This is a genomic window from Bradyrhizobium arachidis, assembly GCF_024758505.1.
Classification (GTDB): Bacteria; Pseudomonadota; Alphaproteobacteria; order Rhizobiales; family Xanthobacteraceae; genus Bradyrhizobium; species Bradyrhizobium manausense_C.
In genome coordinates, this window is the sequence record NZ_CP077970.1 from 3,547,040 (window position 1) to 3,564,954 (window position 17,915).

Genomic DNA, 17,915 nt, shown 5'->3' on the forward strand with positions numbered 1-17,915 from the left:
TCGACCTTGGCACCACCGCGCTTGTAATGTTTGCGGCGGCGTTTGCTTGCTTGGACTCGTCCTTCGGCCACTCGAGCAGCGATTTGGCGAGCATAGGCTTGCCCTCGTACCAGCATTTCCGCCCATCAATGATGCGATAGGACCACCATTGTCCCCGTGCAGCCGGTGGCGCCGCGCTGCTGCATTGTTGCTTCGCCACGGCACTGGATATCTCGATCGGCAAGAGCGCGCCGGCGCACGCCGCGAGGGCGATCGATCGAAACCGGGTCTTCATTGCTCTGCACGAAGGGTGCTTCGCTGCAATCGATTTACAGCGACGACCAGGTCAGGACGTTCGAGAACCTCGATCAGCTTGTCGAGAGTGCGTTCGATATTCTGAGGTCGCGGTTGAAAGTAGTCCTCGAGGATTGACTGCGCTTCGCTGATCGCATTGAGTGCCAATTGTTGATCGGTCATATGTTCTTACCCATCCACAAATTACGCCCAATTGGCATCGCAGAAGGAAATCAAGACCCTTTTGGGGAGTATTCACGCTATTCTTTGATCTTCGATCAAATTTTGTTTCGACACGGAACCGCGAAGAGGTGATTTGCCACGCCAAATCACGCTGTTCCTTCACCCCATCAAATCGTGATGGGTGGCGCGAACGATTGCGTCATGAACGAAAGCCGCGGCCGAAGTGTCCGCGGACTCCTGACCCGGCGGTGGTTCAACCGTTTGCGCCCCGTGAGAACCGTTGTCTGTTGTAGCGCCTACAGCGTAATCGATCGATGAATGAATTGAGAGCAACTCCGCGGTGTCGATGGCGTCCGAGCCTTTGGAATTGGGGATTTCTTGCTTGAAGTGGAAAGAGCCTTCAGGGCCCAGCGCTGCGGGCTGACTCGAGGCCCGGACCAAGTGTGCGGGATCGGATAATTCGGGATGGTCCGCGCCGGAGGCCTGAAGCGACGCAATGGTGTGCTCGGATGCTGCGTCGGAGAGCGGGGTAGCTGCGGACGAAAAAACAAAACTGTCGCCGCCGTTGTTCGTCCAGTATCCACCGGCGCCCGCATCGCCTGCATTGAGCGCAGTGATCGTTTCAGGTCCCGACTCTCCCTGGACGATGTCATCCCCGCCCTTATCGGCGGTCGTCAGGCTGCCGGTACTTGCGCCGGTCATGTCGGCATTTGTTGGGTCAGGACTGACTGCTGCCTGAGGTGCCTGGCTGCCGTCGCTTCCAGCCCCTGCGGCGTCCTGTTGCGACGCTCCGTCGATTGGCGGCGAATCCGCTTGCGTCGCGGCGGCTGAACTGTTGAAGCCTTGGAAGCCTGCGCCGTGAATAGTAATCGTCACAACCTGCGAGGTACCGTCGATTGTGGTTACCCTGAAGGTGTCGGTCAGCGTGTCGCAGGCCTTGAGTGCCTGCACCGCGCAGTTGTCCTCGTCGAGCGTGTAGGTCCACACGCCCGCCGCCGTCATCGTGAAGGTGCCGTAGCCGTGCGTGCTCCACTTTGGTGTGCAAACCACCGTGAACGTGTTGGCTGGATTGTCGACGTCGGTGTCGGTGAGCGTGCCGGCAGCAATCGGCGCTCCCAGTGACTTGCAGTCGGGCTCGGTGACCGAACCGGTCGTGGTGCCAGAGATGATTGCGGGGTCGTTGGCGCCATGGATTGTGATCGTCACAACCTGCGGGGTGCCGTCAATGGTGGTCACCGTGAAGGTATCGGTGAGTTTGTCGCAGACATTGAGCGCCTGCACCGTGCTGTTGGTGTTGTCGAGCGTATAGGTCCAGACACCCGCCGCTGTCATCGTGAAGGTGCCGTAGCCGCCCGCGCTGGCCTTGGGCGCGCACACCGCCGTGAACGTGTTGGACGGATTGTCGACGTCGGCGTCGGTGAGCGTGCCGGTCGCAACCGGCGTTCCCGGCTTGCAACTGGCCGCCTCGGTGACCGCCCCGGTCGTCGTGCCGGAGATGATGGCCGGGTCGTTGGCGCCATGGATGGTGATCGTCACCACCTGCGGCGTGCCGTCGATGGTGGTCACGGTGAACGTATCGGCCAGGGTGTCGCCGACATTGAGTGCCTTCACCGCGCAGTTGTTGCTGTCGAGCGTGTACGTCCATACGCCCGCAGGCGTCATCGTGAAGGTGCCGTAGCCGCCCGTGCTGGCCGTGGGCGAGCACACCGCCGTGAATGCGTTGGACGGGTTGTCGACGTCGGTGTCAGCCAGCGTGCCGGTCGCAATCGGTATTCCAGGCTTGCAGCCGGCCGCCTCTGTCACCGAGCCGGTCGTGTCACCCGAGACAATGGCGGCATCGTTGGTGCCATGGATGGTGATCGTCACCACCTGCGGCGTACCGTCGAGGGTCGTTACGGTGAAGCTATCGGTCAGGGTATCCCCGACGTTGAGTGCCTGCACCTTGCTGTTGGCGTTGTCGAGCGTGTAGGTCCAGACGCCGGCGGCCGTCATGGTGAAGGTGCCATAGCCGCCTGTGCTCGCTTTTGGCGAACTGACCGCCGTGAAGGTGTCGGGGGTGTTGTCGACGTCGGTATCGGTGAGTGTGCCGGTCGCGCTCGGGATGCCGGGCGTCGCATTGGCAAAGCCGCTGGCTTCGACCGACGAGCCGGTCGCGGCGCCGGAAATGATGGCGGCGTCGTTGACGCCATTGATGCTGATCGTGAAAGTCTGATTATCAGAGAGCTTGCCGTCCGACACAGTGATATCGAAGGTATCGGTCGTGGGCGCCGTCAGCGCGTTGATCGCGTCACTATTCGGCACGAAGGTGTAAGCGCCGCTCGCACTGTTGACATAGAGCGTTCCATAGGGACTGTCCTTGGACACATCGTATGTCACTCCAGCCAGGACCGTACTGCCGACAGTGCCGCCACTGATGCCGAAGGTCAGCGGCGCGCCATCGGCACTGCTGGCACTGAACGTTCCGCTGGTCGCCGTGAAGGTGTCAAACACCACCGTATCGAGTTCGACCGGTCCCGCCAGCACATTGAGCGTCGGCGCGCGAACGATGAGTATGTCAGGGACTGTGATGGTGCTCGGGAGCACGATTGGAAGCGAATGTTGCGGTGCAGGACCTTCAGGCTCTGTGAAATTAATCGGTTCCGGCGACAGCGACTCGACGGACAGAGGCGTGCTGGAGCCCTTTGGGCCCGCTTTCGAGAGGTTGCCCCATACCTCGCGTTGGGCCGCCTCCAATTCCTCCATGCGAGCCGCGGTATTGACGAACTGGCTTGCGCTGATCGCGGACCCAACCTTGTTGAGCACAACCGTCTCGCCGGGGTCGTCGACGACGATGTGTCGCGGGACTGCGTCCTTGGTCACGAGCTCGAACGCGCCGTGCTTGAGATCCTTGTATGTGATCCTGTCGTCATCCAGGAACGTGATATTCGGGTCTGCGGCCTCGGCATCCTTCAACATCGAGAAGGTCAATGCTGCGAGCGTGAGCATTCCGAAACCGCCCGTACGAATCTGACCGCGTATGTCACCAAAGGGCGTGTCGATCCGCAGGGCTCCACTTTTTGCCCACCGGCCGGCAGCAAACGCAAAGATCCCTCTGGATATGGTGAGCAGGGCCGAACGGGATGTGCCATCGAAATTATGGACGAATTCGCTCAGCTCAATGCGAGCGTCGCCGGAGAGGTTGAAGACAGTATCGTCGATGAAGCGAAGACCAATCCGGCCGTTGGCGTCAGTCTCGATCACGTCGCCTTGGCGAACAGGATCGCCGACCATGATTGGAGTGGCGACACCGATTCCACGTCGGACCGTCGCACAACCGATCACGCTATGAACGGTGCCGACAATTCGGAGAGGGGGGACCACGCAGGACTCGTCTCCAGCCTCGCAGCCGAACGCAACTAACATAGGCTTCAACCTCGCCTAATACGCCATCGGTTTGCGGACGTCACAAGATCAGATCGTGTGGCCCATGGGCGTGAGTTGTGCTTGCCCCGTAAAGTTGATCAATATTGGGTGGGGATAGTTCAGACATCGCCGCCACCTCGGATCCGCGGACTCCGCTAGCGTGGTCGTGATGATCGGCAGGGTCTGTGAGATTGTCCAGCTTCACGCTGTGCTGTGAACCCTGGGCATGCGAAGCGTCATCCTTGAACTGAAATGAGTCGCCGAGCTGCTGCGAATTAGCAGGCGTCGACACGGACGCTCCATGGGGCGCGTTGTGCTGCTCGGCCGCCTCGCCTGAAGGCGAATGGTTGACGCCGCCCGTCGACGATTTCAGAGGGCTCGGGTTGAGCGTCGTGTCTGCCCCGTCATTGTTGGTATGGCCGTGCGCATGAGTCCCATTGGCTGCGTTCTCTGGGTTCGAGGCGCCATGATCCCCGGCTTCGCTCCCAAGCGCAAGCCCGCGCCCGGCGTGCTGTTCGGCGGCGTGGGCAAGATCCAGTGCGGCGAAAGCGCTGTCAGACATCTGGCCACTGCCGGCGATCGCGCCATTCTTGCCAGTCATTGTGTCAGTGTCGCGCCCCGCGAAGTGATCGAAGACGAAGTGGGTCTCCGTCGGTGCGGCGGCGTGCTGCGAGATCGAGGACAGTCCGCCGGCTCGGGGGACAGCCACAGCACTGCCGGTCGTTTCGGTCGCGTACGTATGCACCTGGTCTGAACCGGAGAGGCTGGAATATTCGGTCCATCCAATCCGGTGCCAGCTGGAATCGAGGCCGTGGGTCGGGTCGGTCGACGGGATTGTCGAACCCCCGTCGGCGAGAAGTGTGCCGTCGCCGCCCGTGGAGTCGGACGAGGCCCCGGAAGTGGTCGTCGCATTCTGCGCCGTTGCGGTGAGGTCGAGCGGCTCACTGGCTGCCGCCACGACCGGTGCCGCCGCCGGTGCCAGGATGAAGTCCGACGCGTCGATGGTTGCAATCCCCTGCAAGTGGATTTCGAGCAGGCCGGAAGCGCCGATGCGCAGGGTCTGGTCGGTTGGATTGACGTACACGATCGTTTCATTCGCCGCGCTGTCGTAGAGCCAAGCGATCGTATGTGCCGGCACGGTCGAGCTTGTTGAGCTCAAGGCCAGGATGACGAACCCAAGTGCGCCAAGAGCGGTCAAGTCGATCTTGTCGGCCCCCGATGCGAAGTCGGTAATAGTGTCGAACTGGCCGGCGTGGGAATCGGCGACGAACAAATAAACGAAGCGGTCGTTCCCATTGCTGCCGGTGAGTTGGTCCGCACCAAATCCACCGGTGATAGTGTCGCTACCGTTGTTGCCGTTGATTGTATCGTTGCCCGAGCCACCGTAGATCGTGTCATTCCCATCATTGCCTTTGATCGTATCATTGCCGGAGCCGCTATAGAGAGTGTCAGCTTTGCCGGTGCCGTTGACGGTATCGTTGCCGGCTCCCGCATAGATGATTTGACCTATGTCACCGCCGCCCGCGATGGTTTCGCTACCCGGTGTTCCAAACACATTGGGAGGGTCGGTGATCACGGTAGATCCCGTGGCCAGATTGTCGAAATCGTTAGGGTCTGCGTCGCTGGCACCATGGATGGTGATGGTCACAGCCTGCGTTGTACCGTCGATCGCAGTTACCGTGAAAGTGTCGGTCAACGTGTCGCCGACGTCCAGCGCCTGCACCACGCTATTGTTGTTGTCGAGCGTGTAAGTCCAGACGCCGGCCGCCGTCATGGTGAAGGTGCCGTAGCCGTCGTCGCTCGCGGTCGGCGAGGAGACGGCCGTGAACGTGTTGGGCGGATTGTCCGCGTCTGTGTCGGTGAGTGTGCCGGTCGTGGTGGGTGTGCCGGGCGCAAAAGTGCCCGCCTCGATCACTGAGCCGGCCGTGGTGCCGGAGATGATGGCGGCGTCGTTGGTGCCGTGGATGGTGACCGTCACCACCTGCGGCGTGCCATCGAGGGTTGTTACAGTGAAACTGTCGGTGAGCGTGCCGCCGACATTGAGCGCCTGCACCGCGCTGTTGGCGTTATCGAGCGTGTAGGCCCATACGCCGGCGGCGGTTATCGTAAAGGTACCGTAGCCGCTCGTGCTTGCCTTGGGTGAGCTCACCGTTGTGAAGGTATTGGACGGATTGTCGACGTCGGCGGCAACGAGCGTGCCGGTCGCGGTCGGCGTGCCGGGCGTCGCATTGGCAACACTTCCTGCCTCGGTCACCGATCCGGTCGTGGTGCCGGAAATGACGGCGGTGTCGTTGGTGCCGTGAATGGTGATCGTCACCACCTGCGGCGTACCGTCGAGGGTTGTTACAGTGAAACTGTCGGTGAGCGTGCCGCCAGCATTGAGCGCCTGCACCGCACCGTTGGCGTTATCGAGCGTGTAGGTCCACACGCCGGCTGCCGTCATGGTGAAGGTGCCGTAGCCGGCCGCGCTCGCCGTTGGCGAGTCGACCGCCGTGAAGGCGTTTGCCGTCGTGTCGACGTCAGTGTCGGTGAGCGTTCCGCTTGCGGTGGGCGTGCCGGGGTCTGCATTGGCGTGACCGCCAGCCTCGATCACTGCGCCGGTCGTGGCACCGGAGATGATGGCCGCGTCACTGGTTCCGTGGATGGTGATCGTCACCACTTGGGGGGTGCCGCCGATCGTGGTTACCGTAAAGCTGTCGGTCAGCGCCTCGCCGTCATTGAGCGCCTGTACGGCGACATTGGCATTGTCCAAGGTGTAGGTCCACACGCCGGCCGCCGTCATCGTGAAGGTGCCATAGCCACCGGCGCTCGCCTTTGGCGAGCTCACTGCCGTGAAGGTATTGGGCGGATCATCGACGTCGGTGTCGGTGAGCGTGCCGGTCGCAATCGGCGTCCCAGGCGTTCCGTTGGCGGTGCCGCCGGCCTCGATATTTGAGCCGGTCGTGGTGCCGGAGATGATTGAAGCGTCGTCGACGCCGTTGATGTTGATCGTGAACGTCTGATTCGCGGAGTTGAGTCCGTCGGAGACGGTGACAACGAAATTGTCGCTCGAGGGCGCCTTCAGCGCGTTGATTGCGGCGCTGTTAGGCACGAACGTGTAGGCACCGCTCGTGCTGTTGACGTAGAGCGTCCCGTAAGAACCTGCCTTCGACAGATCGTACGTCACTCCGTCCAGGACGGTGTTGCTGGCGGTAGCCCCTATGACGCCGAAGGTCAGCCTGGCGGCGCTGCTGGTGCTGCTGGCAGCGAAAGTTCCGCTCGTCGCAGTGAATGTATCAAATACCACCGTATCGTGTTCGGTTGGCCCCGCTCCGGTGCTGAGTGTCGGCGGTACAGGTTCGAAAATGGGGATGACGAATGGCGACACGGAGGGCAGCAAATCCTGCCGCGCGGGCGCGTCGGGCGGAATGAAATTGATCGGCTGCAGCGGCTGGGATTTGACAAAGGGAGGTGTGCTCGACCCGTTCGGTCCCTGCCATTGAAGATTGGCGAGCGCTTCCTGTTGCGCGGCGCGCAATTCCTCCATGCGGGCGGCCGAATTTTGGAACTGGTTCACACCGATTGTGGATCCCACCTTGTTGAGGACAATTGTCTCGCCGGGATCTTCGACGATGATGTGTCGCGGGATCGGCTCCTTGGTCACAAGCTCGAATGCACCGTGCGCAAGGTCCTTGTAAGTGATGGAGTCGTCATCCAGGAATGTTACATCTGGGTCCGCTGCCTCCGCGTTTTTCAGAGCGGAGAAAGTCAATGCTGCAAGTGTCAGCATCCCAAAACCGCCCGCGTGACTGCGGGGGCGAATGCTTGCAACAGGCGTGTTCAGCCTGAGAGATCCGGTCTCTGCCAGCCGGCCCGCCACGAAACTGAAGCTCCCTTGGGTCACATCGAACAAAGCCGTAGGTGACACGCCCTTGGCATCGAAGACGAACTCGCGCAGCACGACGCGAGTGCCGCAAGAGATGTTGAAAAGAGTGCCGTCGATGAAGCGAAGCTCCATCCGCCCGTCGGCCTCGGTCTCGATCACATCGTCCTGGCGGACTGGAGTACCGGCCACGGCCGGTGTGGCGACACCGCCCGCTCGCGTGAGCGTACCGCAACCGATCACTGCATGAATGTGGCCGATGATTTGGACGGGCAGGGCGATGGCAGCCTCGTCCCCAACCTGGATGCCTGACGCAACTAACATGGCTCGACCTCGCCTGGTGAACAACTCAGGCTCGGCGTGCTGCCATAGTCTTGCTCGGGTACCCTCGCCACGGGACAAAAAAACCCTAGGCGCCGGCAGCCGAAGGGCCTGCCCGCCGAAAATAATCAAGTCTGCTCAAGGGAGAGACGCATTGCGCGGGGCGCCGATATGCACTGCCACCCCAGCCGTGCTCCTCCCGTCAAAGTGATTAAATTGACAACCCGGACGTATTTAATTTGTGGCCTTCCCGCAGGGCGGGGAATAAATTAAGCCGGCTAAACAGATTAAACAACAATTATATGTATGCCGCTGCGCTGCGCGGTTCAAAAAAAATGAGACGGCGCGAGCGACAAGATTTTTTCAGAAGGGCGGATCATGTGCACACGTGCGATAACCGCATTGGTCGCTGGCTTCGTTTTGGCGCTCTCCAGCTTCTTGCCGAGTGCGGCTCGCGCGCAAACTGAATCCGCCAAGCCCGCCGTTGGGAGCTCATCATCCAAACCCATCGGGAAGGTGGTGGCGGCCACAGGCTCGGTCACAATCGAACATGCGGGCGCAGTGGTCGTTCAGGCGGGTGTCTCGGGCGAGCCCGGTCGGACCAACATCGGTGATCTCGTATATCTCGGTGACGTGGTGCGGACCGGAGCCGACGGTCGAGTCGGCATCAACTTTTCCGATGGCACCTCGTTCAATCTATCAAGTAACGCCCATATGGCGTTGGACCAGTATGTGTACGACCCGGACGGCAAATCCAATTCGACCCTGTTCAATCTCACCAGGGGAACGTTCACTTTTGTTGCCGGCAGTATCGCAAGGACCGGCGACATGAAGGTCGATACTCCCGTCGCGACGATGGGAATCCGAGGCACGACGCCGCATATCGAAATTTCGGACGATGGGACCGCCAAATTTGCGACCCTTATCGAAGAGGGCAAGAGCAGTATCCTGAAGAAGCCCGCGGCAGCCGCGCCGCCGCCGCCCGATCGAGGCATCAATCGCAAGCTCAACATCTGCCGGGGATGCTGAGAACTTCGCTTCGCCTGGGGGCGCTCCTGATGCCGGCGTTGGCCGGGCAGAGAGCTCAAGATTCTCGCTTCGTTGCTGCCGGAGTTGGACGCTTGGTGTGAAAATGACCGCGAGAGACAGTGTCGTCCAGGCAGTGACGCTCATTCTCATCATTGTGTTGTCCGGTTCTTCGGGCTTGGCGCAGAAGCCGAAGAAGGATGGCGCTCTCAAGAACATTGAACTGTGTAACGGCTCCGATCGCGTGTCGCCCGAAGCTCGGATCGATGGCTGCACAGCGTTCATCGATGCGGGCGAGGGGACGGCAAACGGCTTCGCTATCGCTCACAACAACAGGGGTAATGCCTATAGCGCCACAACCGACTACGAACGTGCGATCAAGGATTTCGATGAAGCGATCAGGCTCAATCCAAATTATGCGAAAGCCTTCAACAATCTCGGCGTGGTTTATCTGAGAAAAGGCGCGTATGACCGGGCCATTGGCGCTTTCGAGGAGGCGCTCAAGCTCAACCCAAACTATGGCGCCGCTTTTGCCAACCGTGCGCAAGCCTATCTGAAGAGCAATGCGTACGACCGCGCCGCGCGGGACTATGACGAGGCAATTCGCCTAGATCCGAATCTGGGGTCGGCGTGGAGCGGACGCTGTTGGGCCCGAGCCGTCCTCGACGCTTTGCAGGCTGCGCTGGAAGACTGCGACAGGGCGCTTCAATCGGAATCAAACAACGCCGCAGCATACGATTCGCGAGCTCTGATCTACCTGAAGATGGGTCGGCTCTCCGCGGCTATCGATGACTACAATTCAGCACTGCGGTTCGCGCCCAAGCTGGCGAGCGCGCTTTACGGGCGCGGGGTTGCCAGACTCAAGCTGGGCGACAGAGCTGGCGGCGACACCGATATCTCGGCGGCAACACGAATCGAGGCCGGAATCGGCGAAGACTTTGCCCGCTATGGCGTACCGCGGAGCGACTGACCAACCGACAGCGCTGTTGTGCAGGTGTTAACAACTCCTTAACCGCCTGCGTCTCAAATCCAAGGCCAGCGGATCGGCCCACGCTCGACCCGGCACGGCGTGCTGTCCCAAAGCAAATCAAGATATAGCATTAACAAGTCCTTAATTGGCGAGACCTACAGTCCAGGGCAGCGGCCGGCGCCATTGCCGGCATGGATCGTCGGACCGGAAGAAATGCCGCCAATGGCGCGAAAGGCTGCCGCTGGATTTTGGTCGCGAGCCCGCGCCTTGGCGCGAGGCATGTCGCGTCATGTCCGCTTGCCGCCGACATTGGCTGCCTGCCTCCTGATCGGCCTCACCGCCGCGACGCCGGCACGGGCCGATCCAATCCGGGGGGAGGCGACCTTTTCGGCCGCGGGCGGCTTTGCGCGGCTCGTCATCAAGCTCGGCGAAGATGTCCCGTCCGAGGTCACCACCGCCGGCTCGATTCTGATCATCCGCTTCGACCGGCCCGTCGACGTTCCCGTCGACCGGGTCCCGGAGAGCGCCCCTGACTACGTCAACTCCGCCCGCCGCGATCCCGATGGCGGGGCGATCCGGCTGTCGCTGGCGCGGCGCGTCACCGTCAACACCATGAATGCCGGCGAGCGCACCTTCATCGACCTGCTGCCGGAGGGCTGGAAGGGGCCGCCGCCGAGCCTGCCCATGGACGTCGTAAAGGAACTGGCAGAGCGCGCGCGCGTCGCCGAGCGCGCGCTCCGGACGCAGCGTGCGGTTGCCGAAAGCAAGAAGCGGCCGCCGGTACGCGTGCGCGCGTCCGTGCAGCCGACCTTCGTGCGCTTCGTGTTCGAGATGCCCGACGGGGTCGGCGTGTCGTCGATCTTCAACGAGCAAAAGCTGACGCTCGCCTTCAACGCCGCGCTCAATATCGACCTTGCCGACGCCATCATCGCAGCACCCTCGAACGTCGCGTCGATCAAGCAGAAGACCGACGTCGATCAGACCACCGTCGAATTCGTGCTGATCGGCGAGTCCGACGTGCACAATTTCCGTGACGACAAGAACTTCGTCGTCGACGTCGCCTTCCAGCCGGGCGACAAGAAGAAGGCTGCGCCTGGCGCGGAGTCGCTGCTTGCGCCGGCAAAGCCTGTGGCCGAGCCAAAACCTTCAGCCGAACACGGACCGAAGGCGGCCGTCGAGAAGCCGAAAGAGCAGCAGGTCCAACGCGAGATCACCCCGCCCACCTCGGAAATGATCGCCCGCGAGGCCAAGATCGGCGTCAAGCCCGTCGAGACCGGGCCGGAGCAGGCGGCGGCAGCACCGGCCGCGGATGCGCCGAAGTCGTCGCCGCCCGTGACCGAGCCCGCCTCGTCGCAAGCGCACGCGATCGAGGCGCCCAAGCCTGTCACGACCGAGGCACCCGCGCCCGTTGCCCCGGCGAAGCCGACGGTTGCGGAAGCGCCGAAGGAGATGCCCAAGGAAACGGCAAAGGAAACTGCCAAGGAAGCTGCCAAGGAGACGGTCAAGGAAGCGCCGAAGCCCGCGGCGCCTGCGACCGCCGAAGTACCTGCCCAGCCAGGTGCAGATACCGTCGCAAGCGTCGAAGCGCGCCGCGACAGCGATGGCCTGCGCGTGCTGCTGCCGCTAACGGTGGCAACGCCGGCGGCCGCATTCCGTCGCGGCGACACGGTGTGGCTGGTGTTCGACAGCGCAAAGCCGATCGACTTCGAACCGATCCGCGCCAAGGGCGGCGCGATGATCGGCGAGGTCAGTCGCATGGCGCTGGACAAGGGGCAGGTGGTCCGCATCCGGCTGACCCGGCCGCTGGTCTACTCGCTGACGACGGAGGACGTTGGCAAGGAGACCAACTGGCTGCTCACGCTTGCCGACAAGATCCCGGCCTCGCCGTTGCCGCTGATGATGATGCGCAACATCACCGATCCGGCGCTCGCCAACATCGCCATTCCCTTTACAAACCCCGGCCTGCTGCACAAGGTCACCGATCCCGACGCCGGCGACACGCTGTTCGTCGTCACCGCGCAGCGCCCGGTGCGCGGCTTCATCAAGCGTCAGGATATGGTCGACCTGTCGCTGCTCGAATCCGCGCACGGCATCGCCATCCGTCCCAACTCGGAAGAGGTCGCCGTCGAGGTCGGCCTGGACAAGGTGCTGCTCGGCAAGAAGGGCGGATTGACGCTGTCGCCGGTCGACGTCTCGGCGGAACGCGCTCCGACCGCGGTGCGGCCGCTCTTCAACGTCGAGGAATGGCGCAAGGGCCAGTCCGAAAACTTCATGACGCGCCAGCCGGCGCTGCTCGCGGCAATCTCGGCCGTCGAGCCGGCGCAGCGCTCCGTCCCGCGGCTCGACCTCGCGCATTTCTACATGTCACGCGCCATGTACTACGAAGCCAAGGCCGTGACCGACGTCATGCTCTCCGATCCCCAGAACAAGGAGGAGAGCAACGCGCTGGTCATGCATGCAATCGCCAGCATCCTGATCGGCCGTCCGGCGCAGGGCCTGAAGGATCTCGCCAATCCCGTGATCGGCAACAGCCACGATTCGCAATTGTGGAAGGCGCTCGCCTATGCGCGCCAGGGCAAGTGGGCCGATGCGCGTGAAAAGTTCAAGAACGTCGAATTCGCCATTGCCTCGCTGCCGCTCGACATCCAGCGCATCGTCACCATGGACGCGATGCGCGCTTCGCTCGAGGTGAAGGACTATGCCGGCGCCTCCAAGCGCCGCAGCGAGCTCGAAGTCGTCGGTGTTCCGCCGGAGATGAAAGCTTCCTTCGGGGTGTTGCGCGGCCGGCTCGCCGAGGCGCTTGGCCACGACAAGGATGCGCTCGACGACTACAAGTTCGCGGTTGCCTCCAGCGATCGTCCGGCCGCGGCCGAAGCCAAGCAACTCGAGGTCGCGCTTCGGCAGAAGCGCGACGAGATCAGCAAGGAAGACGCGCTTCGCGACCTCGAAACGCTGGCGGTAACCTGGCGCGGCGACACGATCGAGGTGAAGACGCTCCAGTTGCTGGCCCGGATGTATGCCGACATCGGACGGTATTCGGAGGCACTCGCGGCCGCGCGCACCGCAACCAAGCTTCAGCCGAACGCGGAAGCCTCACGGCAGGCGCAGGATCTGGCGTCCGACCTGTTCGTGCAGATATTCCTGGGGCCGAAGGGCGACAATCTGGCGCCGATCGAGGCGCTCGCGATGTTCTTCGAATTTCGCGAGCTGACGCCGATCGGCCGGCGCGGCGACGAGTTGATCCGGCGGCTCGCCGACCGTCTGGCGTCGATCGACCTGCTCGATCAGGCTGCCGAACTCCTGCAATATCAGGTCGACCATCGTCTGGAAGGCGCGGCGCGCGCCCAGGTCGCGGCGCGTCTTGCGATGGTCTATCTCGCCAACCGCAAGCCGGACATGGCGATCTCGGCGCTGCGCGCCAGCCGCATCAGCGACCTCTCGGGTGAATTGCGCCAGCAGCGCCTGTTGCTGGAGGCGCGCGCGCAGAGCGACGTCGGCCGCCATGATCTCGCGCTCGACATCGTGTCCAACGTGGCGGGGCGCGAGGCGATCCGGCTGCGCTCCGACATCTTCTGGGCGGCGCGGCGCTGGCGTGAATCCGCCGAGCAGATCGAGCTCTATTACGGCGAGCGTTATCGCGACTTCAAGCCGCTCAACGCGGTCGAGAAGAGCGACGTGGTCCGTGCTGCGGTCGGCTTTGCGCTCGCCGACGACTCCATCGGCCTGTCGCGGTTCCGCGAAAAGTACGCCCCGCTGATGAGCGATGGCGCCGACCGTGCTGCCTTCGACATCGCGAGCAAGCCGGCTGCGTCCTCCAGCGCCGAATTCGTCGAGATCGCAAAACTTGCCGCCAGCGTCGACACGCTCGACGGCTTCCTGCGCGAGATGAAGGCCCGTTTCCCGGACGCCACCGCGCGCGCGCCGGCCTCGCCCCAGGCCAAGGACAATACCGACCACACCGGATCGCTGCCCGAGATCAAGCCCGTGAGGCAGATCAAGATGACCCGGTAGGGCCGATGCTACTCGACAGTTGCCGCATGAGACGGCAATTTGTCGTCCAAAGCGCGATATGTCCTGATCAAGCGCCGTTGCCGGGAGAAGGGTCGATATGAGCAAGCCTGTGAAGACCGAAGCCGAACTCATCGCCATGGCGCGCGCCGAGTTGAAGGCCCATGCCGATAGCCCGAACGGCATGATGATCTCGATCCTGCGCGACGGCGACGCCTGGGAGTTTCGCGCGAGCGCCGATCAGGCGACCATCGACAAGCCCGGCTACCCCGAAGCCGTCGCCATGCTGGTGCAGATCGGCGACCACCTCAGCAAGCAGTATGACGTGAAGGGGTAGGGTTCTCGTCATTGCGAGCGCAGCGAAGCAATCCAGGCTGCTGCCGCGGACAGACTCTGGATCGCTTCGCTGCGCTCGCAATGACCAGATCGTTGTGGTAGGGTCTACTCACAACTCAGCCGAGCGCGATCATGAAGCAGCCGTGCGTCTACATGTTCGCGAACCGCCGGAACGGGACGATCTATACCGGCGTAACCTCCAACCCACCACGTCGCGCTTACGAGCACCGTGAGGGATTGGTGAAGGGCTTTTCGTCGAAATACGGCTGCAAGCTACTCGTCTGGTACGAGCTGCATGCCACCATGATCGACGCAATCACGCGAGAGAAGCAGATCAAGGGCGGCAGCCGCGCAAAGAAGGTTGCGTTGATCGAGAGTCTAAATCCGGACTGGAAAGACCTGTACGACACGCTGGTCTAGCCCCACACTCCGTCATTGCGAGCGCAGCGAAGCAATCCGGAACCTTTCCGCGGGTGCAGTCTGGATTGCTTCGTCGCAAGGGCTCCTCGCAATGACGGGGAGAGAGCGGGACTGCCTCACGGGTACGACGGCTACCCCCCGTAACTCTGCACCAGACTTCCCGCGACCAGCGACCAGCCGTCGACCAGCACGAAGAAGATCAGCTTGAACGGCAGCGACACCACTGCCGGCGGCAGCATCATCATGCCCATCGACATCAGGACGGAGGCGACGACGAGGTCGATGATGAGGAAGGGGAGGAACAGGAGGAAGCCGATCTCGAAGGCGCGCTTCAATTCCGAGATCATGAAGGCGGGGACGAGGATGCGCAGCGACAAATCATCGGGCGTTGCCGGCGGCGGTTCGCCGGAGAGATCCATGAAGAGTTTGAGATCCTTCTCGCGCACGTTCTTCTGCATGAAGCCGCGCAGCGGCACCGAGGCGCGCTGCAGCGCGTCCTCGACCGCGATCTGGTTTGCGACCAGCGGCCGGATACCATCGTCATAGGATTTTTGCAGTATCGGGCCCATCACGAAGGCGGTGAGGAACATCGCAAGCGCGATGATCACCGAGTTCGGCGGCGCTGTCGCCGTCCCCATCGCGGTGCGCAGCAGCGACAGCACGACCACAATGCGCGTGAACGACGTCATCATGATCAGGATCGACGGCGCAATCGACAGCACCGTGAGCAGGGCGATGAGCTGGATCGCGCGTTCGGTGACGCCACCGCCGCCCTGGCCGCCGCCGAGATTGATGCTGATGTCCTGCGCAGCCGCAGGCACCGCGAGAGCAGCGGCGCCGATCAGAACTGAAAAGAAAAGAACTCTACGCGGGAAAGCCGAGGGCCTCACGAAGGGGGCTTCGGACGGCCGAGCAGGGAGGCCATCTCGTCTTCGAGGTTTTCAAAGCTCGTCTTTGCAGGCGCGGCGGGTGCGTCGCTGCGCGACGGGCGTGGCGCCGGCGCGGACGGCGGCTCGGGCGCGACGGGCGGAGCGACCGTCTCACCGGCCGGGCGGCGCAGGGCTGCTTCCAGGCGTTGCGCCATCTCCGCGAGATTCTGCTCGGCGCTCGACGGGGCGGGCGGCGGCGGAGGAGACGGCGGCGCGGGCGGGGGCGGTGGTGGCGGCGCGGCCGCGCGTTCGGCACGGACCGGCGGCACCCGCGGTGCCGGCGCTTCGTTGCCACGCGGCGGACGCGGCATCATCGGCTCGCTGCGCGGCACGCGCGGCGGGATCGGTTCGGGCCTCATCTGTTCAGGCCTTGGCTCGCGCTCGGGGCGCGGCGCGATCGGCTCGGCCGTAAATCCTGCGAGCGGGTCGCTGCGGCGTTCGGCGAGTGCCGGCGCCGGACGGCGCACTTCGTCGGCGAAGGAGGGACGCGCGGGGCGCGGCGGCGGCTCCGGCATCTGCGGCTCGGGAAGGTCGAGCGACTCGGGCCGCGGGCTTTCGTCCCAACCGCCGGCATCCGGCATCGGAGCCAGGCGTGGCGGCTCGGCGCTGCCCGGCCGTTGCGGCAGTTGATCGCGGCTCGGGGCCGCGCGCAAGATATTCGGTTCCACGACGATGTCGGTCGGGCCGCCGATCATCAAGAGATGTTCGACATTGTCGCGTCGGACCAGAACCAGGCGACGGCGGCCATCCACGGCCGCGGCGTCGATCACGGCAAGCCGGGGCATCCTGCCGCGCTGCGTATTGGTACCCAGCCGGTTGGTCGCGAATCGGCGAACCGCCCATGCCAAGCCGCCGATCACCGCCAGAACGGCGATGAATGCTAAGATAAAGGTCACAGCCTGCATGCTTGTCCCCGGCAAATGGCGCTTTCCTCAATGCGGCCAAGGTCGTATCCGCCCGACCAAAGGCCTGCAACGCCCCAGAAGTTTGATCTCTCAACTCCCCACGGCAAAGCCTGCCGTCCCCAAACTCTTAATAACCCATGAATCGCTCGATCCAAAACGACTTCTTGGAATTCGCCGGTCCGCCAAGCGACTGGGTTAATTCCGCTTTTGGCGCGTAGAATCACGGGGGCTTCGAGGCATCGTCCCATAGGGGGACAAGCGTAGGCCACATCTTAACCAGCTATTAACCATACACGCGGCAAATTCTGCCTAGCTCCGGCCCCGATCCGGAGGCGGAAGGAGCCGCTCAAGATGTCCATCAACGACCTCCCGGTGCTCTCGGCGCTTCGCACCAAGATGCAGTGGCACCAGGAACGCCAGCGCGTCCTGTCCGAGAACGTCTCCAATTCCGACACCCCCCGATTCCGGCCGCGCGACCTGGTCGAGCCCAAATTCGACAAGGCCGGAGCTGTGACCGGCTCGATGGGACCCCTGGCGATGGCGCGCACCAGCGCTTCGCACATGGGGCCGTCGGGTGCGCAGTCGAGCTTCGACCAGAACAAGAATGCAGGCTTCGAGACCCGTCCCGCCGGCAACGCCGTCAATCTCGAGGAAGAGATGATGAAGGTCGCGGCCAACCAGATGGACTACGCGGCGGCGACCTCGCTCTACTCCAAGAGCCTGCATCTGCTGAAGACCGCGCTCGGGAAAGGCTAGAGTATGATCCGGAAAAGTGTGCAGCGGTTTTCCCTCGCGACAAACGCGGAACGCGTTTGCGCGGAGATCATGCTCAAACGAAGAGGCCATCATGGCGAATGACAGCAGTGACTTCGGCCGTTCAATGGCGATTGCGACCTCCGGCCTGCGCGCGCAGGCCGGGCGCATCCGGGTGATCTCGGAAAACATCGCCAACGCGGAATCGACCGCGCAGAGCGCCGGCGGCGATCCCTATCGCCGCAAGGTGCCGACCTTCTCCTCCGCGCTCGACCGCACGCTCGACGCGCAGGTGGTGACGCTCGGCAAGATCAAGCCCGACCAGTCGAACTTCCGCGTCAAATACGAGCCGAACAATCCGGCGGCGGACGCCAGCGGCAACGTCAAATATCCGAACGTGAACTCGATGGTCGAAATGACCGACATGCGCGACGCGCAGCGGTCCTACGAGGCCAACCTCAACATCATCAGTGCGACGCGCCGGATGATCCAGCGCACGCTCGACATCCTCAAGACCTGACAGGGAA

12 protein-coding genes are annotated in these 17,915 nt (G+C 63.0%); 7 read left to right on the forward strand and 5 right to left on the reverse strand.

What is annotated here, in order from left to right:
- Nucleotides 1–270: 270 nt before the first annotated feature.
- The 3 genes from KUF59_RS15885 to KUF59_RS15895 form a co-directional block, all read right to left on the reverse strand.
- The gene (locus KUF59_RS15885) at nucleotides 271–456 is read right to left on the reverse strand and encodes a hypothetical protein (RefSeq protein WP_212457482.1); all 186 of its coding nucleotides are present in this window, start codon (nucleotides 454–456) and stop codon (nucleotides 271–273) included.
- A gap of 159 nt (nucleotides 457–615) precedes the next feature.
- On the reverse strand, nucleotides 616–3,726 hold the full coding sequence (locus tag KUF59_RS15890; RefSeq protein ID WP_249140217.1) for a VCBS domain-containing protein: 3,111 nt from the start codon (nucleotides 3,724–3,726) through the stop codon (nucleotides 616–618).
- Nucleotides 3,727–3,898: 172 nt separating this feature from the next.
- On the reverse strand, nucleotides 3,899–8,044 hold the full coding sequence (locus tag KUF59_RS15895; protein WP_258769669.1) for a VCBS domain-containing protein: 4,146 nt from the start codon (nucleotides 8,042–8,044) through the stop codon (nucleotides 3,899–3,901).
- A 399-nt stretch (nucleotides 8,045–8,443) separates the two neighbouring features.
- On the opposite strand from KUF59_RS15895, the gene KUF59_RS15900 reads away from it, so the two are divergent.
- The 5 genes from KUF59_RS15900 (at nucleotide 8,444) to KUF59_RS15920 (ending at nucleotide 14,801) form a co-directional block, all read left to right on the forward strand.
- A complete protein-coding gene (locus tag KUF59_RS15900) occupies nucleotides 8,444–9,070 on the forward strand; it encodes a FecR family protein (protein ID WP_309500982.1) in 627 nt (208 codons plus the stop codon).
- Between the two features lie 103 nt (nucleotides 9,071–9,173).
- Entirely contained in the window at nucleotides 9,174–10,037 is an 864-nt protein-coding gene (locus tag KUF59_RS15905) for a tetratricopeptide repeat protein (RefSeq protein ID WP_212457479.1), read from the forward strand.
- Nucleotides 10,038–10,259: 222 nt separating this feature from the next.
- Nucleotides 10,260–14,048, forward strand: a complete 3,789-nt coding sequence (locus KUF59_RS15910; RefSeq protein WP_212457478.1) for a tetratricopeptide repeat protein — start codon at nucleotides 10,260–10,262, stop codon at nucleotides 14,046–14,048.
- A gap of 97 nt (nucleotides 14,049–14,145) precedes the next feature.
- Nucleotides 14,146–14,382, forward strand: coding sequence for a hypothetical protein (locus KUF59_RS15915; RefSeq protein ID WP_212457477.1), 237 nt, complete (start codon nucleotides 14,146–14,148; stop codon nucleotides 14,380–14,382).
- Nucleotides 14,383–14,513: 131 nt separating this feature from the next.
- The gene (locus KUF59_RS15920; RefSeq protein ID WP_212457476.1) at nucleotides 14,514–14,801 is read left to right on the forward strand and encodes a GIY-YIG nuclease family protein; all 288 of its coding nucleotides are present in this window, start codon (nucleotides 14,514–14,516) and stop codon (nucleotides 14,799–14,801) included.
- A gap of 131 nt (nucleotides 14,802–14,932) precedes the next feature.
- Here the strand turns inward: KUF59_RS15920 and fliP are convergent, their stop codons facing one another.
- Nucleotides 14,933–15,691, reverse strand: coding sequence for a flagellar type III secretion system pore protein FliP (gene fliP / locus KUF59_RS15925; RefSeq protein ID WP_212457475.1), 759 nt, complete (start codon nucleotides 15,689–15,691; stop codon nucleotides 14,933–14,935).
- A complete protein-coding gene (locus KUF59_RS15930) occupies nucleotides 15,688–16,635 on the reverse strand; it encodes a flagellar biosynthetic protein FliO (protein WP_212457474.1) in 948 nt (315 codons plus the stop codon). The genes fliP and KUF59_RS15930 overlap by 4 nt, the downstream gene beginning before the upstream one ends.
- A 351-nt stretch (nucleotides 16,636–16,986) precedes the next feature.
- Here KUF59_RS15930 and flgB point away from each other — a divergent pair, with 351 nt between their 5' ends.
- Both flgB and flgC read left to right on the forward strand, forming a co-directional pair.
- A complete protein-coding gene (gene flgB, locus KUF59_RS15935) occupies nucleotides 16,987–17,391 on the forward strand; it encodes a flagellar basal body rod protein FlgB (protein ID WP_212457473.1) in 405 nt (134 codons plus the stop codon).
- A 91-nt stretch (nucleotides 17,392–17,482) separates the two neighbouring features.
- Nucleotides 17,483–17,908: a flagellar basal body rod protein FlgC gene (flgC, locus tag KUF59_RS15940; protein ID WP_212457472.1), complete on the forward strand. Its 426-nt coding sequence runs from the start codon at nucleotides 17,483–17,485 to the stop codon at nucleotides 17,906–17,908.
- The last annotated feature ends 7 nt before the right edge of the window (nucleotides 17,909–17,915 follow it).

Excerpts from the sequence above, each read along its gene's own strand:
- KUF59_RS15885 (WP_212457482.1), bottom strand. The coding sequence starts at position 456 with ATGACCGATCAACAATTGGCACTCAATGCGATCAGCGAAGCGCAGTCA.
- KUF59_RS15890 (WP_249140217.1), bottom strand. The coding sequence starts at position 3,726 with ATGGTCGGCGATCCTGTTCGCCAAGGCGACGTGATCGAGACTGACGCC.
- KUF59_RS15895 (WP_258769669.1), bottom strand. The coding sequence starts at position 8,044 with ATGTTAGTTGCGTCAGGCATCCAGGTTGGGGACGAGGCTGCCATCGCC.
- KUF59_RS15905 (WP_212457479.1), top strand. The coding sequence starts at position 9,174 with ATGACCGCGAGAGACAGTGTCGTCCAGGCAGTGACGCTCATTCTCATC.
- KUF59_RS15910 (WP_212457478.1), top strand. The coding sequence starts at position 10,260 with ATGGCGCGAAAGGCTGCCGCTGGATTTTGGTCGCGAGCCCGCGCCTTG.
- KUF59_RS15915 (WP_212457477.1), top strand. The coding sequence starts at position 14,146 with ATGAGCAAGCCTGTGAAGACCGAAGCCGAACTCATCGCCATGGCGCGC.
- KUF59_RS15920 (WP_212457476.1), top strand. The coding sequence starts at position 14,514 with ATGAAGCAGCCGTGCGTCTACATGTTCGCGAACCGCCGGAACGGGACG.
- KUF59_RS15930 (WP_212457474.1), bottom strand. The coding sequence starts at position 16,635 with ATGCAGGCTGTGACCTTTATCTTAGCATTCATCGCCGTTCTGGCGGTG.
- flgB (WP_212457473.1), top strand. The coding sequence starts at position 16,987 with ATGTCCATCAACGACCTCCCGGTGCTCTCGGCGCTTCGCACCAAGATG.
- flgC (WP_212457472.1), top strand. The coding sequence starts at position 17,483 with ATGGCGAATGACAGCAGTGACTTCGGCCGTTCAATGGCGATTGCGACC.